Source organism: Enterobacter sp. N5-15, assembly GCF_057221635.1.
In genome coordinates this window covers 145,931-171,831 of sequence record NZ_CM170150.1, presented here as the reverse complement: position 1 = coordinate 171,831, position 25,901 = coordinate 145,931, and the positions used below count along the sequence as shown (strand labels likewise).

General features: G+C 56.8%; 22 protein-coding genes. 13 read left to right on the top strand and 9 right to left on the bottom strand.

The annotated features are described in order from the left end of the window. The first annotated feature begins 1 nt into the window (after window position 1). A complete protein-coding gene (locus AC2TE5_RS00805) occupies window positions 2–862 on the top strand; it encodes an L-ribulose-5-phosphate 3-epimerase (protein ID WP_484612494.1) in 861 nt (286 codons plus the stop codon). Further along, on the top strand, window positions 856–1,551 hold the full coding sequence (araD, locus tag AC2TE5_RS00800) for an L-ribulose-5-phosphate 4-epimerase (protein ID WP_063145485.1): 696 nt from the start codon (window positions 856–858) through the stop codon (window positions 1,549–1,551). The genes AC2TE5_RS00805 and araD overlap by 7 nt, the downstream gene beginning before the upstream one ends. On the opposite strand, the gene AC2TE5_RS00795 is transcribed toward araD, so the two are convergent. Continuing rightward, window positions 1,552–2,361 carry an AraC family transcriptional regulator gene (locus AC2TE5_RS00795; protein WP_032643746.1) on the bottom strand — a complete coding sequence of 270 codons (810 nt, stop codon included), beginning with the start codon at window positions 2,359–2,361 and terminating at the stop codon, window positions 1,552–1,554. A gap of 225 nt (window positions 2,362–2,586) precedes the next feature. On the opposite strand from AC2TE5_RS00795, the gene AC2TE5_RS00790 reads away from it, so the two are divergent. Then, window positions 2,587–3,987: an MFS transporter gene (locus AC2TE5_RS00790; protein ID WP_238460707.1), complete on the top strand. Its 1,401-nt coding sequence runs from the start codon at window positions 2,587–2,589 to the stop codon at window positions 3,985–3,987. A gap of 10 nt (window positions 3,988–3,997) precedes the next feature. Further along, window positions 3,998–5,947, top strand: a complete 1,950-nt coding sequence (locus AC2TE5_RS00785; RefSeq protein ID WP_484612493.1) for a glycoside hydrolase family 127 protein — start codon at window positions 3,998–4,000, stop codon at window positions 5,945–5,947. 55 nt (window positions 5,948–6,002) lie between these two features. Here the strand turns inward: AC2TE5_RS00785 and AC2TE5_RS00780 are convergent, their stop codons facing one another. Continuing rightward, a complete protein-coding gene (locus tag AC2TE5_RS00780; RefSeq protein ID WP_484612492.1) occupies window positions 6,003–6,407 on the bottom strand; it encodes a type II toxin-antitoxin system HicB family antitoxin in 405 nt (134 codons plus the stop codon). Between the two features lie 291 nt (window positions 6,408–6,698). Further along, window positions 6,699–7,439: a MipA/OmpV family protein gene (locus tag AC2TE5_RS00775; protein WP_159515264.1), complete on the bottom strand. Its 741-nt coding sequence runs from the start codon at window positions 7,437–7,439 to the stop codon at window positions 6,699–6,701. Between the two features lie 117 nt (window positions 7,440–7,556). Here AC2TE5_RS00775 and AC2TE5_RS00770 point away from each other — a divergent pair, with 117 nt between their 5' ends. Then, the gene (locus tag AC2TE5_RS00770) at window positions 7,557–8,522 is read left to right on the top strand and encodes a LysR family transcriptional regulator (RefSeq protein WP_484612491.1); all 966 of its coding nucleotides are present in this window, start codon (window positions 7,557–7,559) and stop codon (window positions 8,520–8,522) included. Here the strand turns inward: AC2TE5_RS00770 and aldB are convergent. The 6 genes from aldB to AC2TE5_RS00740 form a co-directional block, all read right to left on the bottom strand. Further along, window positions 8,519–10,057: an aldehyde dehydrogenase AldB gene (gene aldB, locus AC2TE5_RS00765; protein ID WP_023309928.1), complete on the bottom strand. Its 1,539-nt coding sequence runs from the start codon at window positions 10,055–10,057 to the stop codon at window positions 8,519–8,521. The two genes, AC2TE5_RS00770 and aldB, sit on opposite strands and share 4 nt — an antisense overlap. 86 nt (window positions 10,058–10,143) lie before the next feature. Next, the gene (gene selB / locus AC2TE5_RS00760) at window positions 10,144–11,991 is read right to left on the bottom strand and encodes a selenocysteine-specific translation elongation factor (protein ID WP_484612490.1); all 1,848 of its coding nucleotides are present in this window, start codon (window positions 11,989–11,991) and stop codon (window positions 10,144–10,146) included. Beyond that, window positions 11,988–13,373, bottom strand: coding sequence for an L-seryl-tRNA(Sec) selenium transferase (gene selA / locus AC2TE5_RS00755; protein ID WP_484612489.1), 1,386 nt, complete (start codon window positions 13,371–13,373; stop codon window positions 11,988–11,990). Before selA ends, selB begins: the two co-directional genes overlap by 4 nt. Window positions 13,374–13,476: 103 nt before the next feature. Next, entirely contained in the window at window positions 13,477–14,085 is a 609-nt protein-coding gene (locus tag AC2TE5_RS00750) for a glutathione S-transferase (RefSeq protein ID WP_032661863.1), read from the bottom strand. 90 nt (window positions 14,086–14,175) lie between these two features. Continuing rightward, entirely contained in the window at window positions 14,176–15,312 is a 1,137-nt protein-coding gene (locus AC2TE5_RS00745) for an HlyD family secretion protein (RefSeq protein ID WP_213330135.1), read from the bottom strand. 2 nt (window positions 15,313–15,314) lie between these two features. Further along, entirely contained in the window at window positions 15,315–15,671 is a 357-nt protein-coding gene (locus tag AC2TE5_RS00740; protein ID WP_024906600.1) for a DUF3302 domain-containing protein, read from the bottom strand. 656 nt (window positions 15,672–16,327) lie between these two features. Between AC2TE5_RS00740 and AC2TE5_RS00735 the strand changes: the two genes are divergently transcribed. The 8 genes from AC2TE5_RS00735 (at window position 16,328) to AC2TE5_RS00700 (ending at window position 25,895) form a co-directional block, all read left to right on the top strand. Continuing rightward, window positions 16,328–18,235, top strand: a complete 1,908-nt coding sequence (locus AC2TE5_RS00735) for a PTS mannitol transporter subunit IICBA (protein ID WP_213330133.1) — start codon at window positions 16,328–16,330, stop codon at window positions 18,233–18,235. 100 nt (window positions 18,236–18,335) lie between these two features. Further along, window positions 18,336–19,484, top strand: a complete 1,149-nt coding sequence (gene mtlD / locus AC2TE5_RS00730) for a mannitol-1-phosphate 5-dehydrogenase (RefSeq protein WP_395305077.1) — start codon at window positions 18,336–18,338, stop codon at window positions 19,482–19,484. Then, window positions 19,481–20,071 carry a mannitol operon repressor MtlR gene (gene mtlR / locus AC2TE5_RS00725; RefSeq protein WP_038417732.1) on the top strand — a complete coding sequence of 197 codons (591 nt, stop codon included), beginning with the start codon at window positions 19,481–19,483 and terminating at the stop codon, window positions 20,069–20,071. Before mtlD ends, mtlR begins: the two co-directional genes overlap by 4 nt. A 58-nt stretch (window positions 20,072–20,129) precedes the next feature. After that, window positions 20,130–20,492, top strand: coding sequence for a YibL family ribosome-associated protein (locus AC2TE5_RS00720; RefSeq protein WP_063145475.1), 363 nt, complete (start codon window positions 20,130–20,132; stop codon window positions 20,490–20,492). Window positions 20,493–20,763: 271 nt separating this feature from the next. After that, a complete protein-coding gene (gene lldP, locus AC2TE5_RS00715) occupies window positions 20,764–22,419 on the top strand; it encodes an L-lactate permease (protein WP_484612488.1) in 1,656 nt (551 codons plus the stop codon). Continuing rightward, window positions 22,416–23,189: a transcriptional regulator LldR gene (gene lldR, locus AC2TE5_RS00710; protein WP_121426006.1), complete on the top strand. Its 774-nt coding sequence runs from the start codon at window positions 22,416–22,418 to the stop codon at window positions 23,187–23,189. Before lldP ends, lldR begins: the two co-directional genes overlap by 4 nt. Further along, complete coding sequence (gene lldD, locus AC2TE5_RS00705; RefSeq protein WP_045328547.1) at window positions 23,186–24,373, top strand: quinone-dependent L-lactate dehydrogenase; 1,188 nt, start codon at window positions 23,186–23,188, stop codon at window positions 24,371–24,373. Before lldR ends, lldD begins: the two co-directional genes overlap by 4 nt. 181 nt (window positions 24,374–24,554) lie before the next feature. Then, window positions 24,555–25,895 carry an MFS transporter gene (locus AC2TE5_RS00700; RefSeq protein WP_484612487.1) on the top strand — a complete coding sequence of 447 codons (1,341 nt, stop codon included), beginning with the start codon at window positions 24,555–24,557 and terminating at the stop codon, window positions 25,893–25,895. Window positions 25,896–25,901 lie beyond the last annotated feature (6 nt).

Genomic DNA, 25,901 nt, shown 5'->3' with positions numbered 1-25,901 from the left:
TATGCGTCAGCATCCGTTAGGGATTTACGAAAAAGCACTGCCAAAAGATCTCTCCTGGCCGGAACGCCTGGTACTGGCGAAAAGCTGCGGGTTCGATTTTGTTGAGATGTCGGTTGATGAAACCGACGAGCGCCTATCACGCCTCGACTGGAGCACCACGCAGCGCGCTTCGCTGGTTGAAGCGATGCTGGAAACCGGGGTGTCTATCCCGTCCATGTGCTTGTCTGCCCACCGTCGCTTCCCGTTTGGCAGCCGCAATGAAACCGTGCGCGAACGCGCCCGCGAGATCATGACCAAAGCCATCAGGCTGGCGCGCGATCTGGGCATTCGCACCATCCAGCTTGCCGGGTATGACGTCTATTACGAAGAGCACGATGAGGGGACGCAGCAGCGCTTTGCCGAAGGGCTGGCGTGGGCGGTAGAGCAGGCCGCCGCCGCGCAGGTGATGCTGGCGGTGGAGATCATGGATACCGCGTTTATGAACTCCATCAGCAAATGGAAAAAGTGGGACGATATGCTCGCCTCGCCGTGGTTCAGCGTTTACCCGGACGTTGGCAACCTGAGCGCGTGGGGCAACGACGTCACCGCCGAGCTGACGCTGGGCATTGACCGCATTGCGGCTATTCACCTGAAAGATACCCAACCCGTCACCGCGCAAAGTCCCGGGCAGTTCCGCGACGTGCCGTTTGGCGAAGGCTGCGTGGATTTTGTCGGTGTGTTTAACACGCTGAATAAGCTGAACTATCGCGGCGCGTTTCTGATTGAAATGTGGACTGAAAAAGCAAAAGAGCCGGTGCTGGAAATCATCCAGGCGCGCCGCTGGATTGAAGCCCGTATGCAGGAAGGAGGCATGACATGTTAGAACAACTCAAAGCCGAGGTGCTGGCAGCAAACCTGGCGCTGCCCGCCCACCAGTTGGTGACCTTCACCTGGGGCAACGTCAGCGCGGTTGACCGTGAAAGCGGCCTGATGGTGATCAAGCCCTCCGGCGTGGAGTACGACGTGATGACGGCGGAAGATATGGTGGTGGTGAATATCGCCACGGGCCAGGTTGTCGAGGGTAATAAAAAACCCTCTTCAGACACGCCCACCCATCTTGCGCTGTACCGTCGTTACCCGGAGATTGGCGGCATCGTGCATACGCATTCTCGCCACGCTACCATCTGGTCACAGGCGGGGCAGGATTTACCCGCCTGGGGCACAACGCACGCGGACTATTTCTACGGAACCATTCCCTGCACGCGCCTGATGACCACGGCAGAGATTGCCGGGGAATACGAATACCAGACGGGTGAAGTGATCATCAAAACCTTCGAGGAGCGCGATCTCAGCCCGATGCAGATCCCGGCTGTGCTGGTCCACTCCCACGGCCCGTTCGCCTGGGGTAAAGACGCTGCCGATGCGGTCCACAATGCCGTAGTTCTGGAAGAGTGCGCGTACATGGGTCTGTTCTCACGCCAGCTCGCACCGCAGCTACCGGTTATGCAGCAGGAGCTGCTCGACAAGCATTATCTGCGCAAGCACGGGGCGAATGCCTATTACGGCCAGTGATCAGCCGGAATTGATATGCTCTTTACAGTACCGCCGTTTCCAGACGGCGGGGGTTAGCCCGGTATGCTTTGAAAAGATCTGCCGAAAATACCCCACGTCATTAAAGCCGCAGCGGGTTGCCACTTCGGTGAGCGAGGCAGAGCCATCCAGCAACAGCTTTTCTGCCGCCCTGACGCGCTGGCGATGTATCGCCTCCGTCAGGGTTAAATGGAAAGTCCGGCGAAATACGCGCCCGAGATAATCGGCATTGCAGTGCAACGCTTTTGCCAGCTGCGAGGTTGAAAGCGGTAAATGAAACTGCGTGCGAATGAGCTGCTTCGCCTTCCACGCCATCGCCGCACCGGCTTCATCAGCATTATCTTCATATCCTGATGAAATGGAAATTTGCTGTAAAATCAGTAATAAAATGATTTCCAGCGCCACGCTTCGCTGTAATTTTTCCTGCTCACTCAGGAACTGGCGAAAAAGAGAAATCACATACTGTGCATCCCTCACTCGGCAATGTTGTTCTATTGCCAAATTTGGCAACCGGGGCGGGTGATGCTCAACCTCAAAATGCAGCCAGTAAAATTTAAGATCGGCCGGAAAGTCGCCCACGCCCACATGGCGTCGGTCTGGCCAAAGCAGCAAACTCTCTCCTGCTTTTACCTCAAATAACGTGCTTTCTTCCTGGATCGTTAATGTCCCTTTTTCGACAAAAATAATCTCCCACGACGTTAATTTTCGCGCAGGATGGCGGCCCACTCCCCGGGAGATAAATAACCCGCCATTTTGGACCTTAATCGGAAGCGCTATGGATAATTCAAGCATGGATATTCACCATTCCGCTTTTATTGCCATTAGTATTCAACTTACGCTTTGATTATTAATCAATATTCGAATAACTGTCCGATCGGAATCACATTTTTATCATCAGGTCGGAATCGTCATCTTTTTATACTTTTCCCTTCCCTTGTTGGCCTTTCCGTTCGGTGCAGAATAAATGAGTACCTTGCACAAATACGATAATAAATTCGATTACTGAGGAGTTACTTCATGACTTCCACACCGATTACAGAATCAGACGTGACACAAGGGGCAACAGATAGCCACTTGTCCGTCCGCGAAAAAATTGGCTACGGCCTGGGTGATGCGGGCGGGACGGTGATTACCTGCCTGATCATGAATTTTCTGACCTTCTTCTATACCGATATTTTTGGTCTGACGCCTGCGCTCGTTGGCACGCTCTTTATTGCCTTGCGCGTATTTGACGCCATTTCCGATCCGGTAATGGGTATTATTGCCGACCGCACGCAAAGCCGCTGGGGGCGCTTTCGCCCGTGGCAGCTGTGGGTCGCCTTCCCGATCGGAATTATCGGCGTGCTGACTTTCACCGTTCCGGAAGCCAGCATGGGCGTGAAAATCGCCTGGGCGTTCGGTACCTATTTGCTGTTGTCTGTGGGCTATACGGCCATCAACGTTCCCTACTGCGCGCTGATCAACACCATGACCACCCGTCACAATGAGGTGATCTCCTGCCAGTCATGGCGCTTTGTACTCTGCGGCGTTGCGGGTTTCCTGGTCTCAGTGGGTCTGCCGTGGCTCGTCGAGGCGCTGGGTCAGGGCAATGCCGCAAAAGGTTACCAGCTTGGCGTTGGGGTGCTGTGCGCTGTCGCCGTGGTGATGTTCCTGTGCTGCTTCTTCTGGGTGCGGGAGCGCGTCCCGCTGGCGCTGATGGGCAAATTCACCCTGCGCGAGCATCTGGCCGGGTTGCGTAAAAACGATCAGCTGCTGCTGATGCTGGTGATGTCGTTCCTGCTGATCAATGTCTTCAACATTCGCGGCGGCGGGTATATGTACTTCATCACCTACGTGCTGCAGGGCAGTACCGCGTATACCTCGCTGTTTTTCACCATGGTGACCTTTGCCGCCATTCTGGGCGCGGTGATCGTTAGCCCGCTGTCGCGCCGTATTGATACCGTCAAACTCTACTATTACACCAACCTGGTGCTCGCCGCGCTCGCAGTGGGAATGTGGTTCCTGCCAGGCGGCCCGGCACACCAGACGCTCTGGCTGATCGTTATTTTGAGCAACGGCGTCATTCTCGGGTTTACCCTGCCGCTGCACTTCTCGCTGATGGCGTTTGCCGACGACTATGGCGAGTGGAAAACCGGCGTGCGTTCGTCGGGGATGAACTTCGCCTTCAACCTGTTTTTCATCAAGCTCGCGTGGGCGTCTAGCGCCGGGATCATTAGCCTGGTGTTTATTGCCGTGGCCTATCAGCCAGGTGCGGGCAACCAGACACCTGCTTCGCTGCAGGGCATCACCGCCATGGAGACGCTGCTCCCCGCCCTTTTCCATCTGCTGCTGGCCGTCTCTATCCGCTGGTGCAGACTCAACAACCCTATGATGTCGCGCATTGCCACCGACCTGCGCCAGCGTCACGTACCCTCCTGAGGAGAACACGATGTCTATTATGGAAGCCGATCTGCATAAACTGAAAATTAACGACCCGTTTCTCGGGCAGTATCAACGGCTGGTACGTGAGGTAGTGATCCCCTACCAGTGGGATGCGCTAAACGATCGTGTGACGGAAGCCGAACCCAGCCACGCCATCACCAACTTCCGCATTGCGGCGGGCCTGGAGCAAGGTGAATTCTACGGCATGGTGTTCCAGGACAGTGACGTGGCGAAATGGCTGGAAGCTGTGGCGTGGTCGCTGTGCCAGAAACCGGATGCTGAACTGGAAAAAACCGCCGACGAGGTCATTGAACTGATTGCCGCAGCGCAGTGTGAAGATGGCTATCTCAACACGTACTTTACGGTGAAAGCCCCCGAGGAGCGCTGGACGAATCTGGCCGAATGTCACGAGCTGTACTGCGCCGGACATATGATTGAGGCTGGCGTGGCATATTTTCAGGGAACCGGAAAACGCCGTCTGCTGGAGGTGGTGTGCAGGCTGGCGGACCATATCGACAGCGTGTTTGGCCCTGGTGAGAACCAGCTATACGGCTATCCGGGCCATCCGGAAATCGAGCTGGCGCTGATGCGGCTTTACGACATCACGCAGGAGCCCCGCTATCTCACTCTGGTGAAATATTTCATCGAACAACGCGGCGTGCAGCCTCACTTCTACGATATCGAATACGAGAAGCGCGGCAGAACGTCATACTGGAACACCTATGGCCCGGCCTGGATGGTCAAGGACAAAGCCTACAGCCAGGCGCATGAGCCACTTGCTGAACAACAAACGGCCATTGGACACGCGGTGCGTTTTGTCTACCTGATGGCGGGCATGGCGCATCTGGCGCGCCTGAGTCATGACGAGGGTAAACGGCAGGACTGTCTGCGGCTGTGGACAAATATGGCGCAGCGCCAGCTGTATATTACCGGTGGAATCGGGTCGCAAAGCAGCGGCGAGGCGTTCAGCAGTGATTACGATCTGCCCAACGATACGGTCTATGCTGAAAGTTGTGCCTCCATCGGTCTGATGATGTTTGCCCGCAGGATGCTGGAAATGGAGGCCGACGGCCACTACGCCGACGTGATGGAGCGCGCATTATACAACACGGTACTGGGCGGGATGGCGCTGGACGGTAAGCATTTCTTTTATGTGAATCCGCTGGAAGTGCACCCGAAAACGCTGGCGTTCAACCATATCTACGATCACGTGAAACCCGTCCGCCAGCGCTGGTTTGGCTGCGCCTGTTGCCCACCGAATATCGCCCGCGTGCTGACGTCGCTGGGGCATTATATTTATACCGTCCGCCAGGATGCGCTTTTTATTAACCTTTACGTGGGCAACGATGTCGCCATACCGGTTGGCGACGAAACCCTGGCGCTGCGAATTAGCGGTAACTATCCGTGGCAGGAAGAGGTGAACATTGAGATCGTCTCGCCTGTGCCGGTGAGGCACACCCTGGCCCTGCGGCTCCCGGACTGGTGCGCGGCACCTGGCATGTCGTTGAACGGTGAAGCGGTTGCGGGTGAAATCTCCCGGGGATATATCTACCTGATCCGTACCTGGCAAGAAGGGGATGTCGTCACGCTGACGCTACCGATGCCAGTTCGGCGCGTGTATGGGAACCCGCAGGTACGCCAACAGGCGGGCAAAGTCGCCCTGCAGCGTGGCCCGCTGGTCTACTGCCTGGAAGAGGCCGATAACGGTGCGAACTTACATAACCTCTCCCTGCCTGCTGACAGCGAGTTTCGGGTCTTTGAAGGGCGCGGGATTTTCGCGCACAAGATGCTGATACAGGCAGAGGGGATTGGGTGTCACGTGAAGGACACGGATGCGCTGTGGCAATACGACCGCTCGCCGGTACAACGTCAGCCCCAGACGCTGACCTTTATACCCTGGTTTAGCTGGGCTAACCGGGGAGAAGGGGAAATGCGGATATGGGTGGATGAAGGCTGAATATCTGCGGTCTGTTGCCCTCACCCCAACCCTCTCCCACGGGAGAGGGAGAACGTTAAGGCAGCACGCGACGTGCTGCCTCGGCCAGAAATGCGCTTCGATTACCGAACTGAGGATGCTCGCTGACAAAGGAATCAATTTTTACCAGCAAACGTCGAGGCATCGTGATGTTGATACGCTCGGCCCTGCCGTCGAACTGTTTCATATTAATATCTACCAACAGCCATTGCCCGCCTGTGAAATCCTCAGGACGATTTTCCAGATGCGCTTCCACATTACCCGGAAGAGGCAGTGCATTATCCATTTCAAATAGCGCTTCGAAGTGTGCTGTGAGCGCATCACGCGCATCCTGAAAAGCGTCGTCCAGGGAATCACCTGCAAAAAAACAGCCTGGAACGTCAGGGAAAAAGCCGCTGGCGCTACCGTCGGAGTCAGAATGAATGTAAGCCGGATAAAACATAACTACTCCTGATATCAGTGTTTAATTCCCGCCTGTCGCCAGATCTGGGCGAGAGTGCCCGGTTTAATTTTCTTTTAATAATTATACACATGATACACACTTTTATTGATGGCGCGGATCACATTAGCGTATCAGGAATATTAATGGGGAGGTCATTACGGGAAAGGAAAACGGGAGATCGGTACTATCAAAAAATGCCCGGCGGCGCTTCGCTTGCACGGGCCTACGTAAATCTGCGATGGCAGTCCATGTAGGCCGGGTAAGGCGAAGCCGCCACCCGGCTTTACCGCATCAGAAACGCCAGGTCAGGCCGGTCATCAGCGCGAAGCTGTCGTCGCGGTCGATCATCGGGCTGTTCTTCACGTCGTCAGGCAACACGGTGTAGACCGCGCTGGCGTTGAGGTACAGCTTCTGGGTTAACTGATATTTAGCCGCCAGGCCAACGTATGGCGTCCAGCTGTCACCGGCGGTGTATTGCTCCAGACCTGAGCGGCGAGACTCGCTGCCGGATACGCCGTAGTAGTAGTCGTTATAGCTTTCGTCGCTGTAGAACACACCAACAGAAGGCGTCAGGGTCAGGCGCTCCATTCGGATCGGACGGAAGTACGATACCTCGCCCACTACGCCACCACTTTCATCCATCGCATCACCCGAGACCGCCACCTTCAGCGAACCCCAGCTTTCATGGCGGTAGTACGCGCCGCCGAGGAAGGCTGACGCTTTACGCTCATCAAGCTGCTTCATCTGATGGTCGTCGTTGTCATCAGGATCGAAGTGCAGCGGCATCCATGACGCGGTCAGGCTGAATTCATTTTTTGGGTCTTTCCACAGGATCCATCCTCCGGTGGTCTGGCGAACGTAAAAGCGATCGCCTTCGTAGCTAATTAACGGTACTGCGGTCGTATTTTCGTTATAGCCTTTGTAAGGAGACTCATTAAATACAGCCCCCGCTCCAAGTGAAAAGTCTCCGGCCATTGCTGAGGATGTTGCAAATAACGTGGCAGCGATGAGTAAATTGTATTTAATAGTCATTACATGTAATCCATTAAAATGCCAAACAAGCGAGGCGCATAATAATGGTTACAAATTTGCCAATGCAACGCTGCGGTTTATATAATATTATATATAAAATCATATAGATGGGTGTGCATGATGAATAAATTACAGCTAAAGCCACGCGAATTAAAAATTATATCCGTCATCGCAGCCACCCACAGCATTGGTGATGCCGCCGCCCTGCTCGGCATGGCGCAGGCCAACGTCAGTAAATATCTGTCTGATTTTGAAACGCGGGTTGGACTGAAGGTTTTTGAGCGCACCACGCGCCAGCTGGCCCTGACCCAGTTTGGTGAAGCGTTACTCCCTTACGTTAATGCCACGCTGGATAAAAACAGTCAACTCGTTAATTTCATTGCTGATTATAAGCATGAAAAGCGCGGAAAGGTTACAATCTATGCCCCTACAGGTATCGTAACCTATCTCGCGCGCCACGTGATCCATCAGATAGAAGACATCGGTGACATTCGCATATCGCTGAAAACCTACAACCTGGACCGGAATGAATTTTCAGAAGGCGTTTCCTTTCCGGATGACTGCGACATTTTAATTACCTATGCGCAACCGAAAGACGAAAGCCTGGTCGCCAGCGTGTTGACAAAATATTCCGTTACGGCATTCGCAACCGTGGAGTATTTAAATAAACATCCCTTAATGGGACCTGAAGATTTAATTAACCACTCCTGCATTCTCATTGACTCCATGCTGGTCGATGATGCGAACATCTGGCGTTTTCGCGTGCACGGCAGTGATAACGTGCATGACTACCGGGTGACCGGTAATTATATTTGCGACAATACGCAGACGGCCCTGGAGCTGGCAAGAAATAATCTCGGGATTGTTTTTGCGCCAAAAGAGAGTCTGAAGAAAGAATTAACAAACGGGATGCTGGTTCCCTGCTTCCCGCATCAGGAAGAGTGGTGGCTCGATCTGACGGCCATCTTCCGCAAACGTGAATACCAGCCCTGGCGCGTGCAGTACGTTCTGGATGGCGTTCTTAACTGCCTGCGCCAGCAAATTGCTCAGGCCGCCCATGGACGGCCTGAGCTGGGCGATTAGAACAGCCCCAGCGGTTTATCGGAGTAGCTGACCAGCAAGCATTTCGTCTGCTGGTAATGCTCCAGCATCATCTTGTGGGTTTCACGCCCGATGCCCGACTGCTTATAACCGCCAAAGGCCGCGTGTGCCGGATAGGCGTGGTAGCAGTTGGTCCAGACGCGCCCGGCCTGAATGCCTCTGCCCATTTTATAGGCCAGATTACCGTTGCGGCTCCAGACGCCTGCCCCCAGGCCATACGGCGTGTCGTTGGCAATCTCCAGCGCCTCCTCCATGGTTTTGAAGGTGGTCACGGCCAGCACCGGTCCGAAAATTTCCTCCTGGAAGACGCGCATGTTGTTCTGACCGAACAGGATCGTCGGTTCAAGGTAATACCCTTCCTGCAGATCCCCTCCCAGCACCTTACGGCGACCACCGGTCAGAATATCCGCCCCTTCTTTCTTGCCGATATCAATGTAGTTGAGGATAGTTTCAAGCTGTCCGTGTGAGACCTGCGCGCCCATCTGCGTGACGTTATCGAGCGGGTTACCGCTGCGGATAGACTCAACGCGGCGAATAGCCCGCTCCATAAAGCGCTCATAGATGGACTCCTGCACCAGCGCGCGGCTTGGGCAGGTGCAGACTTCGCCCTGGTTAAACGCAAACAGCGCAAACCCTTCCAGTGCTTTATCGAAGAAGGCATCCTCTTCCTCCATCACGTCCGCGAAGAAGATGTTCGGGGATTTCCCGCCCAGCTCCAGGGTCACCGGAATAATATTCTGCGTGGCGTACTGCATGATCTGCTGGCCCACTTCCGTCGACCCGGTAAACGCCACTTTGGCGATCCGTTTCGAGGTAGCCAGATATTCCCCTATCTCACCGCCCGCCCCGTTGACCACGTTAATCACGCCCGGCGGCAGAAGATCGCCAACGATTTCCATCAGCAGCAGCACCGAGAGCGGGGTCAGACGCGCCGGTTTCAGCACAATGCAGTTCCCGGCCGCCAGCGCGGGCGCCATTTTCCAGCTCGCCATCAGCAGCGGGAAGTTCCACGGAATGATTTGCCCGACGACGCCCAGCGGTTCGTGGAAATGATACGCCACGGTGTCGCTGTCTACCTCGCTTATCCCGCCCTCCTGAGCGCGAATGCAGGAGGCAAAATAGCGGAAGTGGTCGATGGCCAGAGGCACGTCTGCCGCCATCGTTTCCCGGATCGGCTTGCCGTTATCCCAGGTTTCCGCCGTCGCCAGCAGCTCCAGATTCTGCTCCATCCGGTCGGCGATTTTGAACAAAATGGCCGCGCGGTCCTGAACGGAGGTATGGCCCCATTTATCTTTCGCTTTGTGCGCCGCATCCAGCGCCAGATCGATATCGCGCTTGCCGGAGCTGGCTATCTCGCACAGCGGCTGGCCGGTAACGGGGGTCAGGTTGGAATAGTATTCGCCGTCGACGGGAGCCACCCAGTCGCCGCCAATAAAGTTGTCATAACGAGGCTTCAGCTTGAGGGGAAAACCATACTCGCCGGGCTGGATACGCGATGAGGGAGGATTGTTTGTCATGACCGTCTCCTTGCTGTTGGTGTACAACAAGGGTAGTTCCGGCTGGCGATTTTCTCGCCAACCGGTAACGGCGTTTACGACGGGGGTCACGGAGTTTCAGGAAATAATAACGAATCTCGCAATAAATGATCGTTACCGCGACGGCGGGTAAAGCCGATGCGGTTGAAATACTCCAGGATCTGAATCGCCAGCTTGCGGCCCACGTTCAGCCGGTCGCGGAAATCGGCCGCGCAGGTAGAGCCCCGCTCCTGATCCAGCTCGCGGATCAGGTTGGCAAACGCCACAATACGATCGTTACGGTAATAACGATCTTTCACGATCGCGACTATCAGCCCCTGCTGCGCCGCATGGCGCAATACCTGACGCATCACCTGCTCGTCAGTGCTCGTTTCGCGGGCCAAATCGCGAACCCACCACGACTCATCGCCAAACAGCGAGGCCACTTTTTGCCATACTGCCTCTTGCTCTGCGGTAAACCCGGCCTTGTGATCCGGCAGATGCAGCCAGCCGTGGTGGCTTTTGATCGCCCCGCTTTCGCGCATGTTTTCAATCAGCAGCAGCACCAGCGCATCGTCTTCCATCGGCAGCGCCATGCGTCGCAGACGCTCACGTCCCGGGCCAGGCTCGTCCTGATGCTGTTCATGGTACGTCGCCAGCGTGTTCAGTATCTTACGCTGCCAGTGTGCCGCAACCGGGGCATTAAGCAGGCTATTCCCAGCCTGAATAAAGCCCGGCTGCTGGGTGAGCTGGCGTAAGCCTTCCCCGCTCAGCTGGCGTGCCCATGCAAAATCACTCAGGCTCACCGCACCGCGATCGAGATGAACCCGCAGCGCGGCGCTATCATCGCTGGCCTGCGCCAGCGCTGCCAGCCACTGCAGATATTCAGGTTTACGCTTGCCGCGTCGCGGTGGATTCAGCGCGACGACCCGTGCCCCGGCCAGCGTTTCCCGCGCGGAAATATCACGCAGTACCAGACGATCGTTGTCTGCAAGCCAGAGCGGAGAATCGAATACCAGTTCGGCAAGGTCGTTTTCCAGCAGCGACACGCGCCCGGTGATATGGCTCGCCGCATGGTGAATATGCAGCGGCTGCCATTGGGTCAGGGGCACGTTTGTCTGAAGGGAGACAATGACGCGTTCAGAGGGTTCAGGTGGGGCATCGGCCAGCAGCCAGTCGCCGCGGTTAAGCTGCTCTTTTTCCGCATCCCCGGCAATGTTCAGCGCGATCCGCTGCCCGGCATGAGCGCGCTCTGCGGGCTGGTTTTGCGCATGTAAGCCGCGCACGCGCATCGGTTTGTTAACGCCCGTCAGCCACAGGCTGTCCCCCACTTTTACTTCACCGCTCAGCGCCGTACCGGTAACCACCAGGCCCGCGCCTTTGACGGTAAACGCCCGGTCAATGGCCAGACGGAAGCGGTGATGGCTGGCGTGGTCACGCGACGAAAGTTGCTGTAAGTGGTGGCGAAGTTCATCGATACCGCGCCCTTCTGTCGCCACGGTGACAAAAAGCGGCGCATCGGCAAAACCATATTCCCGCAGGGTCGCCTGTACCGTTTCGCGCACCTCGCTGACGCGTGCGTCATCCACGCGATCGGCTTTGGTCAGCGCCACGGTCAGCTGCGGGTTGCCGGTCAGTTGCAGGATCGCCAGGTGCTCACGGGTTTGTGCCATAACGCCATCATCGCAGGCCACCACCAGCAGGGCATGATCGATGCCCCCCACGCCCGCCAGCATATTAGACAGAAACTTTTCATGCCCCGGAACATCTATAAAACCCAGTACGCGGCCATCAGGCTGGGGCCAGTAGGCATAGCCCAGATCGATGGTCATGCCGCGCTTTTTCTCTTCCGGCAGGCGGTCGGCGTTTATGCCGGTAATCGCCTGCAGTAACGTGGTTTTTCCGTGGTCGACATGACCGGCGGTGGCAATAATCATTTCAACAACATCTCCAGAAATCGCTCTTCATCTTCAAGGCAGCGCAGATCCAGCCACATTCGGCCATCGTAAATCCGCCCGATAACCGGCGCAGGCAGGCCACGCCAGCGCGACGACAGGGCTTCAAGGTCGCTGCCGCGCCCGTCACGCGGGGTGAACGTGAGCGCTTCACTCGGCAGCCTGTCCACCGGCAGCGAACCGCTGCCAATCTGCGACTGGCAGGGCTCAATGCGAACGTCAAAATCGGGGTAGTGTGGGGCAATGCGCGGCAGCAGCAGTTCGGCCTGGGTGCGAATCGAGGCGGCATCGCGGCTTAACAAACGCAGCGTGGGCAGGCGGTCGGCCAGTTTCTCCGGATGGAGATAGAGCCGCAGCGTCGCGTCCAGCGCGGCAAGCGTCATTTTATCGGCTCGCAGGGCGCGCTTGAGCGGATGCTGCTGCAGCTTCGCAATCAGCTCGCGCTTGCCGACGATAATCCCGGCCTGCGGCCCGCCCAGCAGCTTGTCGCCGGAAAAGCTGACCAGGCTGACGCCCGCGGCAATCATCTCTTGCGGCATCGGCTCCTTCGGCAGCCCGTAAAGGCTCAGATCCACCAGCGAGCCGCTGCCGAGATCGGCAATCACCGGTATATTCAGTTCGCGGCCCATCGCCGCCAGCTCCGCCTCTTCAACCGTTTTGGTAAAGCCTTCAATATGGTAATTGCTGGTGTGGACCTTCATCAGCAGGGCGGTATTTTCATTCACCGCCGCGCGATAATCTTTCGCATGGGTGCGGTTGGTGGTGCCCACTTCATGTAGCGTGCAGCCCGCCTGGCGCATCACGTCCGGAATGCGAAACGCCCCGCCAATCTCCACCAGCTCGCCGCGGGAAACCACTACCTCTTTGCCGCTGGCGGTGGCCGCCAGCATCAGCAGCACCGCCGCGGCGTTGTTATTCACAATGCAGGCATCTTCCGCGCCGGTCAGTTGACACAGCAGGTCCGCCAGCGCCCGGTCACGATGCCCGCGTCCGGCACCGTCCAGATCGTACTCCAGCGTCACGGGCGCTCGCATGGCCTGCGCGACCGCAGCAACCGCCTCTTCCGCCTGCTGCGCGCGGCCCAGATTGGTATGCAGTACGGTACCGGTCAGGTTAATCACCGGGCGTAACGCGCTTTGCGCTTTCTCATCCAGCCGGCGTTCAACTTCTTGCTCCCACGCCGCGCACCAGCTGGGCAAGGCGTTTTCTGCCTGAATTGCGCATCGGGCTTCGTCCTGAAGCAGGCGTAACATCTCCACCGTCGCGGTATGGCCGAAGCGTTCAACAGCAGCATGCATGCGGGGCTCACGAAGGAGACGGTCGGTAGCGGGGATCTGGCTGTACAGCGAATGATGAGTAGTCATGAAAGCGCCTGGCGAGTAAATATCTTCCCCCCTCCCGACGGGAGAGGGAGTTAACATGTGGAGGGATTGTACCGCCTCCGACGCCGAAGTGTTATAACCCGCGTCAAGCCTTTGGCGGTTCTGTCCGGGCAAAGCTCTCGCGGCTAAAAAGGGTGTCGGCCAGTTTCACCAGCAGCGGACGGTCGACGCACCAGCCAGGGGAAACGCGGCGGAAGTTGAGATATCCGATGGCGCAGGCGATAGCGATGGTCGCCAGATTCAGGCTGTCGGTTTGAATCTTTCCCTCCTGGATAAGCTGCTCGCACCTGTCCAAGCTGCGGCTGATTTTTTCCCGCTGGCGTAACAGTTCCGTCTCCGACTGCTGGGCGGCGGGCCTTGCCTGTTCACGCACGGAGGTTAACGCCGCATCCATAATGCCATCGGCCAGGGCTTCGATTTGCTTCACTGCCAGCGCCGCTTTTGGGTCAGCCGGAAGCATGGCCGGGGCAACGCCCAGCAGCTCGATATACTCCGCAATAATCGGGGAATCGAACCAGTATTCGCCCTCGTCCGTCACCAGCGCCGGGACTTTCCCCAGCGGGTTGTACTGCGCGACGCCGTTTTCAGCGTTGTAGGGCTGTTCATTGATGAATTCAAATTCAATCCCTTTCTCCAGCAGGAGAATCGAGATTTTTCGCACGAAGGGACTGGTGTAGCTACCGATGAGTTTCATTGCCTGATCCTTGATGCCGGAAAAAAGTCAGTATGGATCAAGCGATGAAAAAAGGGCAGGTATGCGTGTCGCATTCCTGCCCTGGAAGAATTAGTGATCGAGGTAGAGGTAGTGCATCCAGCTGGTCATGCGCAGCAATACTTTACGCATCACCGAGACGTGGGCGAAATGGTCCGAGTAGACCGCCACCTGGGCATAAATACCGTCCGGCAGCGCATCGACTTCCGCATTCGGATCCAGTTCGATAGTGCCCAACACGCCGTCCGTTCCCGGCACCACCGTCAGCGACTGCAGCGCGCCCTGCGCCTGATAGGAGCCTCCCGGCACCACCGGCAGAATCGCGGTGAGCTTCCCGGAGAACACCTGACCCGGCAGCGCGTTAAACACCACTTCCGCTTCATCGCCCGGCTTCAGACGCAGCAGCGAGTTCTGACGGAACTGGGCCACGATCTGACGCTTCTGTTCAGGAATAAAGACCATCACCGGACGCAACGGCAGCGCGGCGGCGTACGTCCCCGGACGGATCAGCACCTGGGTGACGTAACCATCGCTTGGCGCACGTACCACGGTCTGATCCAGGTTGTATTTGGCTTCGGCGAGCTGAGCGCGTAAGGAGGCAATCTGCGACTGCTCGCCGTTCACCATGCTGTCCAACTGGCTTTGAATCTGCGTCTGTTCAGCAACGGAGCCTTTTACCAGCGCATCCTGCGCGAGATAGTTCTGCCGCGCGTTGTCGATATCGCTCTCAGAGAACGGATTCACCTTCGCCTGGCTGCCTTTCAGGTAGCGCTGATAATCTTTATACAGGCGGTCACGCTCTGCGGAGACGCGCGTCGTATTGGCGACGGCCTCCACCAGCTGCGCTTTCAGATTGTCGATATTGTGCGTCGCGGTCACCAGGTCAGCCTGGAGTCTGTCGACGCGCGCCTGGTAGCGGCCTGGATCAAGTTTAAATAACACTTCGCCTTTTTTAATAAGCTGGTTATTTTTATCGGTCACTTCACTGACCACCCCGGTAACCTGCGGCGTAATCGGAATAGAAATAACCGCTTTTTGCGCCGTAAACGTATACGGGTGGTTATAATTCATTAACAGAATAAGACCGGCAACAATAAACACCCCGCCTAATGTCGCGGTGGCAAGCGTCCACTGGTTTACCGGAATACGGAATATTTTAAAAATCACCCAGGCAAATGCCACATAGGTCAAAATAATTAACAGATCCATGATTAGCGCTCCAGCGTGTTCTTATCAGCAGCAGGCTTTACCGCGGCCAGCTTTTGTTCGAGTTCCGCCACGCGTTTGGCGAGCGCATCCATGCCCGGCACCTCATCAGGCTTTGTGATGTGGTTCTGCATACCCCAGCCGCGATCTTCACGGTACAGCGTGGCCCAGATCCACAGGAACGGCCAGATGGCATGGAGCGTAAAAAGGCTAATCCAGCCTGCCGTATGAATCGCATCGGCATGGGGATGGTTACGCTTTTTGGCCATATTATAAGGGATGTCATGGATGGCGATGATTCCGTAAAAGAGAACCAGAAATACAAAAATCAATACGCCCAGCGCAAAATAGTTGAGAAACATATTCTCCTCACTTAAACAACGTCAACTCATTAAATTAATATAATGGTATGCAACCTAATTAATTTTTATAAGCACGGGGTTGTGCTTACTATTTCCGAGCCGGGGAGTATGGGTTTTTATAATATCTCCATGCAAGTTTATAAGCGTGTCAAAATATATCCTGAATAATAATAGACTTAACCTTACAATATGAGCGTAATCCACCTTTTAACTTTTCGCCATACCACACATCAAAAGTGGTTTTTTAGCTTAACGTGTCGCGCCAGGTCATCCTGGCACCGAATCGCCAGGCAGAGTTTGCCGCCGATCGCAGCCGGAGAAATCTGCATAAAAATATTTTGTGAAATCAGTCACAATCCGGAAACAAACACACAAAACCAAAACGTGAACACCATCACAGAAAAGGGTGGTTTTTGCTTTATTTCTCGCCATCGTATTTTTTTTGTCCATTCGTTTTGTGATTCAGATCACCTCATTGATATCCACACCCCCTACATTTACGTGACATGTGTCACACAAATTTTCGCTGTCTGGACAGTTGAACGATTCAGTGCCAGATTTCACAGCATCAGAACAGGGTCCGGCTACCTCTGCCGCCTCATTAACAATAAACCTCGGGCCGCAAGCCTAAGCGCAAACAGAAGAAGGGGTGTTTTATGTCATCCGATTTCAAGATCAAAGTTCAAAGCTTTGGTCGTTTCCTCAGCAACATGGTGATGCCAAATATCGGCGCGTTTATCGCGTGGGGTATCATCACTGCATTGTTCATTCCGACAGGGTGGTTGCCTAACGAAACGCTGGCGAAACTTGTTGGCCCAATGATTACCTATCTCCTGCCGCTGCTCATCGGTTTCACCGGTGGTCGTCTGGTGGGCGGTGACCGTGGTGGCGTAGTGGGTGCTATCACGACCATGGGTGTTATCGTCGGCGCGGATATGCCGATGTTCCTCGGTGCAATGATTGCCGGTCCTCTGGGCGGCTGGGCGATTAAGAAATTCGACGTCTGGGTTGATGGTAAGATTAAATCCGGCTTCGAAATGCTGGTGAACAACTTCTCTGCGGGCATCATCGGGATGATCCTCGCGATTCTGGCGTTCCTCGGCATTGGCCCTGCGGTTGAAGTGCTGTCCAAAATTCTGGCGGCAGGCGTTAACTTCATGGTTGCGCACGACATGCTGCCGCTGGCGTCTATCTTCGTAGAACCGGCGAAAATCCTGTTCCTGAACAACGCCATCAACCACGGCATCTTCTCGCCGCTGGGTATTCAGCAGTCTCACGATCTCGGCAAGTCCATCTTCTTCCTGATTGAAGCGAACCCGGGTCCGGGTATGGGCGTACTGCTGGCGTACATGTTCTTTGGTCGCGGCAGCGCGAAGCAGTCTGCTGGCGGTGCGGCAATCATTCACTTCCTGGGCGGTATTCACGAAATTTACTTCCCGTACGTGCTGATGAACCCACGTCTGATCCTGGCCGTTATCCTTGGCGGTATGACCGGCGTGTTCACCCTGAGCGTGCTGGGCGGCGGTCTGGTGTCTCCGGCCTCTCCGGGTTCTATCCTGGCGGTACTGGCGATGACGCCAAAAGGGGCGTACTTCGCGAACATCGCGGCCATCTGTGCGGCCATGGCCGTCTCCTTCGTGGTCTCTTCTATCCTGCTGAAAACCAGCAAAGTGAAAGAGGACGACGATATTGAAGCGGCGACCCGTCGTATGCACGACATGAAAGCCGAATCCAAAGGCGCAACTCCACTGACCGCGGGCGATGTGTCTAACGACCTGAGCCACGTGCGTAAAATCATCGTTGCCTGTGATGCCGGTATGGGTTCCAGCGCAATGGGTGCAGGCGTGCTGCGTAAGAAAGTGCAGGATGCGGGCCTGACCAACATCTCCGTGACCAACAGCGCCATTAACAGCCTGCCGCCGGATGTTGACCTGGTCATCACGCACCGCGACCTGACTGAACGCGCCATGCGTCAGGTGCCGCAGGCACAGCACATCTCGCTGACCAACTTCCTCGACAGCGGCCTGTACACCAGCCTGACCGAACGTCTGGTTGCGGCGCAGCGTCACGAAGACAACGAAGTGAAAGTGCGCTCCAGCCTGCAGGACAGCTTTGACGAGAGCAACGCCCACCTCTTCAAGCTGGGTGCGGAAAACATCTTCCTCGGTCGTACAGCGGCAACCAAAGAAGAGGCGATTCGCTTTGCCGGTGAGCAACTGGTGAAAGGCGGTTACGTTCAGCCTGAATACGTTGACGCGATGCTTGAACGCGAAAAACTGACGCCAACCTACCTGGGCGAATCCATCGCGGTGCCGCACGGTACGGTTGAAGCGAAAGATCGCGTCCTGAAAACCGGCGTCGTATTCTGTCAGTATCCGCAGGGCGTGCGCTTCGGTGAAGAAGAAGACGACATCGCCCGTCTGGTGATTGGTATCGCCGCCCGCAACAACGAGCACATTCAGGTGATTACCAGCCTGACCAACGCGCTGGACGATGAGTCTGTTATCGAGCGTCTGGCACAGACTGAAAGCGTTGAAGAAGTTCTGGCACTGCTCAACAAATAACGATACTCCTCCCTCTCCCCCATGGGGAGAGGGCTAGGGTGAGGGGAAACGTTCCTCACCCCAGCCCTCTCGGGTAAAAACATTGATGAAGGTTAACACTATGAAAGCATTACATTTTGGCGCAGGTAATATCGGTCGTGGTTTTATCGGTAAACTGCTGGCAGACGCGGGCATTACGCTGACATTCGCCGATGTGAATCAGGTTGTCCTGGATGCCCTGAATGCGCGTCATAGCTATCAGGTCCACGTGGTCGGTGAAAACGAGCAGGTTGAGACGGTATCCGGCGTCAACGCGGTCAGCAGCATCGGTGAAGACGTTATCGACCTTATCGCCAGCGTCGATCTGGTGACCACGGCGGTAGGCCCGGTTGTCCTTGAGCGCATCGCTCCTGCGGTCGCGAAAGGCCTGGCAAAACGCAAAGCGCAGGGCATCGACACCCCGCTGAACATCATCGCCTGTGAAAACATGGTGCGCGGCACCACGCAGCTGAAAGGCCACGTTCTTAACGCTGTTGCGGACGAAGACAAAGCCTGGGTTGAAGCGCACGTCGGGTTTGTGGATTCCGCCGTGGATCGCATCGTTCCGCCGTCTGAATCCGCCACCAACGACCCGCTGGAAGTGACCGTGGAAACCTTCAGCGAGTGGATCGTTGATAAAACCCAGTTTAAAGGCGCCCTGCCGACCATTCCGGGAATGGAATTAACCGATAACCTGATGGCATTTGTCGAACGCAAACTCTTCACGCTGAACACCGGGCATGCTATAACCGCGTACCTCGGAAAATTGGCCGGTCATCAGACCATTCGTGACGCGATCCTCGATGAGAAGATCCGCGCGGTGGTAAAAGGGGCAATGGAAGAGAGCGGCGCGGTGCTGATCAAACGCTACGGTTTTGATGCTGAAAAACACGCAGCATACATCCAGAAAATCCTCGGTCGCTTTGAAAACCCGTATCTGAAAGATGACGTTGAGCGCGTGGGCCGTCAGCCTCTGCGCAAACTGAGCGCGGGCGATCGCCTGATTAAGCCGCTGCTGGGCACGCTGGAATACGGCCTGCCGCACGCCAACCTGGTGAAAGGGATTGCCGCTGCGATGCACTACCGCAGCGAGCAGGACCCACAGGCGCAGGAACTGGCTCAGCTGATTGATAACAAAGGCGCGCAGGCTGCGCTGGCGCAGATTTCCGGTCTGGACGCCAACAGCGACGTGGTTGTGGAGGCGGTTAACGCATACAACGCAACCAAATGATGCACAGTGAGGCGCAGGTTAACCTGCGCCCAGATAATAGATTGTCAGATATGCAGGCAATAATGGAACAAACCCAGGCCTTTGAAAATCGTGTGCTTGAGCGTCTGAATGCTGGCAAAACCGTACGAAGTTTCCTAATTGCCGCCGTCGAGCTGTTAACCGAGGCGGTGAATATCCTGGTGCTTCAGGTGTTTCGCAAAGACGACTACGCGGTAAAATATGCTGTAGAACCGTTACTGGACGGAGACGGACCGCTGGGCGATTTATCCGTGCGTCTGAAGCTGATTTATGGTCTTGGCGTGCTGAACCGGCAAGAGTATGAAGATGCGGAGCTATTAATGGCGCTGCGCGAAGAACTCAATCATGACGGTAATGAGTACACCTTTACCGATGATGAGATCCTGGGTCCCTTTGGCGAGCTGCACTGCGTCACCGCGCTGCCCCCTGCTCCCCATTTTGATAACAGCGACCCTGAGCTCTACGCGATGCAAAAGCTGCGTTATCAACAGGTTGTCCGTTCCACCATGGTTCTCTCCCTGACTGAGCTGATTTCCCGAATCAGCTTAAAAAAAGCGTTTCAGAAGTAAGCCTGCTCACATTGGTGTATCCTTCCCTGTAAATTCCCCGTTTTCAGAGTTATTTGTCATGAAAGAAGTCGAAAAGAACGAAATTAAACGCCTGAGCGACCGCCTGGATCTGATCCGCCACCAGATGGCTGGCCTGTCACTGGTCGATTCCGCCGAGAAGTACGCCGAGCTGGAAAAAGAAGCCGCCACGCTGGAAACAGAAATCGAGCGCCTGCGCGAAGTGAAAGGCCAGAAGCTGAGCAAAGAAGCGCAGAAGCTGATGGATATGCCGCACCGCCGTGCGATCACCAAAAAAGAGCAGGCCGACATGGGCAAGTTGAAGAAAAGCGTCCGTGGTCTGGTGGTGGTACACCCGATGACCGAGCTTGGCCGCGAAATGGGCCTGAAAGAGATGACGGGCTTTTGTAAGACGGCGTTCTGATTTCATGCCGGGTGGCGCTGCGCTTACCCGGCCTACTCTTTTCCTCTTCGCGTGAATTGGTCCAACCAATAGCGCAATCAATCCTCCCCCGGTTCACAATTCCATTATTTCCGCTCACAAAACCATTGCTAGCTCATAACATCTGGTTAACCATTCATTGTCATTAACCCTACAACACAATATTGGCAGGACCACTTTTACACAACCTGTGACGCAGAGTTGAGCGGAGACTCACCCGCAGCGCAGGCTGTCTGGTCCCCAGGAGACCTGCATGAGCCTCTGGCAACAAAACTACGACCCGGCCGGTAATATCTGGCTGTCGAGCCTGATCGCATCGCTTCCGATCCTGTTCTTCTTCTTTGCGCTGATTAAGCTCAAGCTGAAGGGCTACCTCGCCGCGACGTATACCGTTGCTATCGCCCTGATGGTGGCGCTGTTCTTCTATAAAATGCCGGTCGATCGCGCGCTGGCCTCCGTCGTCTACGGTTTCTTCTACGGCCTGTGGCCGATTGCGTGGATCATCATCGCGGCGGTCTTTGTCTATAAAATCTCGGTGAAAACCGGGCAGTTCGACATTATCCGCTCGTCGATTCTCTCCATCACGCCGGACCAGCGCCTGCAGATGCTGATTGTCGGCTTCTCCTTCGGGGCGTTTCTGGAAGGTGCGGCAGGCTTTGGCGCACCGGTGGCGATCACCGCCGCGCTGCTGGTCGGTCTGGGCTTTAACCCGCTCTATGCCGCGGGCCTGTGTCTGATTGTGAACACCGCGCCGGTGGCGTTTGGCGCGATGGGTATTCCGATTCTGGTGGCCGGACAGGTCACCGGGCTGGACAGCTTCGAGATCGGCCAGATGGTCGGCCGACAGCTGCCCTTCCTGACCATTATCGTCCTGTTCTGGATCATGGCGATTATGGACGGCTGGCGCGGCGTGAAGGAGACCTGGCCTGCGGTGATGGTGGCGGGCGGTTCGTTCGCCATTGCCCAGTACCTCAGCTCCAACTTCCTCGGCCCGGAGCTGCCGGATATCATCTCTTCGCTGGTGTCGCTGGTCTGTCTGACGCTGTTCCTGAAGCGCTGGCAGCCGGTACGTATTTTCCGCTTCGCCGACGTGGGCGCCTCGCAGGTTGATCAAACCCTGGCCCGCACGGGCTATACGGCAGGACAGGTGATCCGCGCCTGGTCGCCGTTCCTGTTCCTGACCGCAACGGTCACCCTGTGGAGCATCCCGCCTTTTAAAGCCCTGTTCGCGCCGGGCGGGGTGCTGTACGACATGGTGATTAATATTTCCGTACCGTTCCTCGACAAGATGGTCGCCCGTATGCCGCCGGTGGTGCACGCTGCCACGCCGTATGCCGCGGTCTATAAATTCGACTGGTTCTCCGCCACCGGTACCGCCATCCTGTTTGCCGCTATCCTTTCCGTGGTGTGGCTGCGCATGAAGCCTGCAGCCGCGGTGCAGACCTTTGCGGCGACCATTAAAGAGCTGATGCTGCCGATTTACTCCATCGGCATGGTGCTGGCGTTCGCGTTTATCTCGAACTACTCCGGCCTGTCATCGACGCTGGCACTGGCGCTGGCCCATACCAGCCACGCCTTCACCTTCTTCTCGCCGTTCCTCGGCTGGCTGGGGGTGTTCCTGACCGGTTCCGATACCTCGTCTAACGCCCTGTTTGCCGCGCTGCAGGCAACGGCAGCCCAGCAGATTGGCGTGTCGGACGTCCTGCTGGTGGCCGCGAATACCACCGGCGGCGTGACCGGGAAAATGATCTCTCCACAATCCATCGCCATTGCCTGTGCGGCGGTGGGACTGGTCGGTAAAGAGTCGGATCTGTTCCGCTTTACCGTGAAACACAGCCTGATATTCACCTGCATGGTGGGGGTGATCACCACCCTGCAGGCCTATGTCTTAACCTGGATGATCCCATGATAGTGATGCCCAGACGCCTGTCCGACGAGATTGCCTCTCGCGTGCGGGCGCTGATTGAAGAACAACAGCTGGAAGCGGGCATGAAGCTGCCCGCCGAACGCCAGCTTGCCGCCCAGCTTGGCGTGTCGCGCAATTCACTGCGCGAGGCGCTGGCGACGCTGGTCAGCGAAGGGGTGCTGCTGAGCCGTCGCGGCGGCGGCACCTTTGTGCGCTGGCAGCATGACGACTGGTCCGAGCAAAACATCGTTCAGCCGCTGAAGACGCTGATGGAGAACGACCCGGACTACAGCTTCGACATCCTTGAAGCACGTCACGCCATCGAAACCAGTACCGCCTGGCACGCGGCCATGCGGGCAACCGACGCCGACAAAGAGAAACTCATCGCCTGCTTTGAGGCCACGCAGAGCAGCGACCCGGATATCGCCTCACAGGCGGACGTGCGTTTTCACCTGGCGATTGCCGAGGCGTCGCACAATGTGGTGCTGCTCCAGACCATGCGCGGGTTCTTCGACCTGCTGCAATCCTCCGTTAAACAGAGCCGCCAGCGCATGTATCTGGTTCCGCCGGTGTTTGCCCAACTGACCGAACAGCACGAGGCGGTGCTCAAGGCCATTCTGGCCGGTGATGCCGAGGCCGCACGCAAAGCGATGATGGCGCATCTCGGCTTCGTGCACACCACCATTAAACGATTCGATGAAGACCAGGCCCGACAGGCGCGTATTACCCGTCTGCCTGGCGACAGTGATATTTCCAGGGAGAACAAAGCATGATTATTTCAGCAGCCAGTGACTATCGCGCCGCGGCGCAGCGCATTTTGCCCCCGTTCCTGTTCCACTATATCGACGGCGGGGCGTATGCCGAATACACCCTGCGCCGCAACGTGGAAGATCTGTCGGAGGTGGCTCTGCGCCAGCGCGTGCTGAAGAATATGTCTGACCTGAGCCTTGAGACGAAGCTGTTCAACGAAACGCTCTCCATGCCGGTGGCGCTCGCGCCTGTAGGCTTATGCGGGATGTATGCCCGCCGTGGCGAAGTGCAGGCCGCCGCTGCGGCGGATGCCAAAGGCATTCCGTTTACCCTTTCCACCGTGTCCGTCTGCCCGATTGAAGAGGTCGCCCCGACCATCAAGCGCCCGATGTGGTTCCAGCTGTACGTTCTGCGGGATCGCGGCTTTATGCGTAACGCGCTTGAGCGCGCCAAAGCGGCGGGCTGCTCCACGCTGGTCTTTACCGTCGATATGCCGACCCCCGGCGCGCGCTATCGTGATGCCCACTCCGGCATGAGCGGCCCGAACGCTGCGCTCCGTCGTTACTGGCAGGCCGTGACCCACCCGCAGTGGGCGTGGGATGTCGGCCTGAACGGTCGGCCTCACGATCTGGGTAATATCTCGGCTTACCTCGGTAAACCGACCGGGCTGGAGGATTACATCGGCTGGCTGGCGAACAACTTCGATCCGTCGATCTCGTGGAAGGACCTGGAGTGGATCCGTGAGTTCTGGGACGGCCCGATGGTGATCAAAGGGATCCTCGATCCGGAAGATGCCCGCGACGCGGTACGCTTTGGCGCAGACGGGATTGTGGTTTCTAACCACGGCGGACGCCAGCTTGACGGGGTGCTCTCCTCCGCACGCGCCCTGCCGGCCATCGCCGATGCGGTGAAAGGCGATATTGCCATCCTGGCCGACAGCGGCATCCGCAACGGGCTGGACGTGGTGCGAATGATTGCGCTGGGCGCTGACAGCGTACTGCTGGGGCGTGCGTATCTGTATGCGCTGGCGACGGCGGGCCAGGCGGGCGTGGCGAATCTGCTCAACCTGATCGAAAAAGAGATGAAGGTGGCGATGACGCTGACCGGCGCGAAAACGATCGGTGAAATCAGTAAGGATTCACTTGTACAGGAGTTAAGCAAATTACCGGCGGCGCTGGCTCCCCTTGCTCAGGGAAACGCGGCCTGACCTTCTCCGGTTCCCCCCCCTTTCTCATGCGCCCGATCTCCCCCTCGGGCGCTTTTTTATGCCAAAAATAACATCCAGATAACATATTGAATAAGAAAATTTGACATCTACCCGCCGTCCGCAATTGTATAGACAAGCAAATACAAGAACACAAAAACAACATCAGATCGGAGTGGAGCGTATGGCGTATTCAGGTAAGGTGGATATTCAGCAGGTGATCGATGAGAGCCCCTTTTCAGGGTTTCACTGGCTGCTCATTGTGCTGGGCTTTCTGGTTCTGGCGATCGATGGTTTTGATACGGCAGCGATGGGTTACATCGCGCCTACGCTGTCGGCAGAATGGGGGATACACAAACAGGATCTGGGGCCGGTGCTGAGCGCAGCGCTGCTGGGGCTGTCGCTGGGCGCGCTGATTGCCGGTCCGGTGTCTGACCGGATGGGGCGCAAGCGGGTGCTGGTCTTTTCGTGCCTGTTCTTTGGCCTTGCGAGCCTGGGAACGGCCTGGGCGCAAAGTCTGAATACCCTGACGCTGTGGCGCTTTCTGACGGGCCTGGGCCTCGGCGCCGCAATGCCTAACGCCATCACGCTGATCTCCGAGTTTGCCCCCCAGCGCTGTCGCGCCATGGCGATTAATACCATGTACTGCGGCTTCCCTCTGGGCGCGGCGGGCGGCGGCGCGATCTCTTCCTGGCTTATCCCCCACCACGGCTGGCGAAGCGTGCTGCTGACTGGGGCAATTGCTCCGCTGATTTTAACGCTGCTGCTGGCGCTGTTTTTACCGGAGTCCGTGAAGTTTCTGGTGCAGCGTGGGAAGGACGTCATGCAGGTCCACCGCATCGCCAGCCGGTTCGCCCGCAGCACGCTGGATAGCGTCACGGGCTTTTTCCTCGCGGAGGAGAAAGTCGCGTCTAAAAAAGGGAGCGTGTCGCAGCTGTTTTCCATGCCCTGGCTGCCCGGCACCCTGATGCTGTGGGTGACCTATTTTATGGGCCTGGTCATTTACTACGTCCTGCTGAGCTGGATGCCAACGCTAATGCAGGGGATGGGTTATGCGCTGGCGGAATCCGCCTGGCTCACCTCGCTGTTCACCTTCGGCGGCACCGCAGGCATTCTGCTCGCGGGCTGGATGATGGACCGCTGGGAAGCGCACAGGGTGGTCGCGTGTGGTTTCGTGCTGACGATGGGCCTTATTCTTTTGCTTGGCATTGAGCATAACCATATCGCCCTGTTTGGCGGGTTGATTTTCCTGATGGGGATCGCGATGAACGGCGCGCAGTCGGGCATGCAAACCCTTGCCGCCACCTTTTACCCTACCGAGTGCCGCGCGACGGGCATCGCCTGGATGCAGGGGATCGGCCGCTTTGGCGGCGTGGCGGGAACCATGACCAGCGCCCAGCTTCTTTCTATGCAGTGGCAGGCAGACAGTATTTTAATGATCCTCAGCGTGCCCGCTCTGGTGGCCGCGGCGGCAACCGTCTACAAAATGCGGTACAGCCGCTCGCAGGAACCCGGCGTCGCGTAGTTCCTC

Coding starts and splice junctions, on each gene's coding strand:
- lldR (WP_121426006.1), top strand. CDS start 22,416: ATGATAGTGATGCCCAGACGCCTGTCCGACGAGATTGCCTCTCGCGTG.
- AC2TE5_RS00785 (WP_484612493.1), top strand. CDS start 3,998: ATGTCTATTATGGAAGCCGATCTGCATAAACTGAAAATTAACGACCCG.
- AC2TE5_RS00795 (WP_032643746.1), bottom strand. CDS start 2,361: ATGCTTGAATTATCCATAGCGCTTCCGATTAAGGTCCAAAATGGCGGG.
- mtlD (WP_395305077.1), top strand. CDS start 18,336: ATGAAAGCATTACATTTTGGCGCAGGTAATATCGGTCGTGGTTTTATC.
- lldP (WP_484612488.1), top strand. CDS start 20,764: ATGAGCCTCTGGCAACAAAACTACGACCCGGCCGGTAATATCTGGCTG.
- AC2TE5_RS00735 (WP_213330133.1), top strand. CDS start 16,328: ATGTCATCCGATTTCAAGATCAAAGTTCAAAGCTTTGGTCGTTTCCTC.
- AC2TE5_RS00790 (WP_238460707.1), top strand. CDS start 2,587: ATGACTTCCACACCGATTACAGAATCAGACGTGACACAAGGGGCAACA.
- AC2TE5_RS00720 (WP_063145475.1), top strand. CDS start 20,130: ATGAAAGAAGTCGAAAAGAACGAAATTAAACGCCTGAGCGACCGCCTG.
- araD (WP_063145485.1), top strand. CDS start 856: ATGTTAGAACAACTCAAAGCCGAGGTGCTGGCAGCAAACCTGGCGCTG.
- AC2TE5_RS00740 (WP_024906600.1), bottom strand. CDS start 15,671: ATGTTTCTCAACTATTTTGCGCTGGGCGTATTGATTTTTGTATTTCTG.
- AC2TE5_RS00700 (WP_484612487.1), top strand. CDS start 24,555: ATGGCGTATTCAGGTAAGGTGGATATTCAGCAGGTGATCGATGAGAGC.
- selB (WP_484612490.1), bottom strand. CDS start 11,991: ATGATTATTGCCACCGCCGGTCATGTCGACCACGGAAAAACCACGTTA.
- AC2TE5_RS00775 (WP_159515264.1), bottom strand. CDS start 7,439: ATGACTATTAAATACAATTTACTCATCGCTGCCACGTTATTTGCAACA.
- AC2TE5_RS00750 (WP_032661863.1), bottom strand. CDS start 14,085: ATGAAACTCATCGGTAGCTACACCAGTCCCTTCGTGCGAAAAATCTCG.
- selA (WP_484612489.1), bottom strand. CDS start 13,373: ATGACTACTCATCATTCGCTGTACAGCCAGATCCCCGCTACCGACCGT.
- lldD (WP_045328547.1), top strand. CDS start 23,186: ATGATTATTTCAGCAGCCAGTGACTATCGCGCCGCGGCGCAGCGCATT.
- AC2TE5_RS00770 (WP_484612491.1), top strand. CDS start 7,557: ATGATGAATAAATTACAGCTAAAGCCACGCGAATTAAAAATTATATCC.
- mtlR (WP_038417732.1), top strand. CDS start 19,481: ATGATGCACAGTGAGGCGCAGGTTAACCTGCGCCCAGATAATAGATTG.
- AC2TE5_RS00745 (WP_213330135.1), bottom strand. CDS start 15,312: ATGGATCTGTTAATTATTTTGACCTATGTGGCATTTGCCTGGGTGATT.
- AC2TE5_RS00805 (WP_484612494.1), top strand. CDS start 2: ATGCGTCAGCATCCGTTAGGGATTTACGAAAAAGCACTGCCAAAAGAT.
- aldB (WP_023309928.1), bottom strand. CDS start 10,057: ATGACAAACAATCCTCCCTCATCGCGTATCCAGCCCGGCGAGTATGGT.
- AC2TE5_RS00780 (WP_484612492.1), bottom strand. CDS start 6,407: ATGTTTTATCCGGCTTACATTCATTCTGACTCCGACGGTAGCGCCAGC.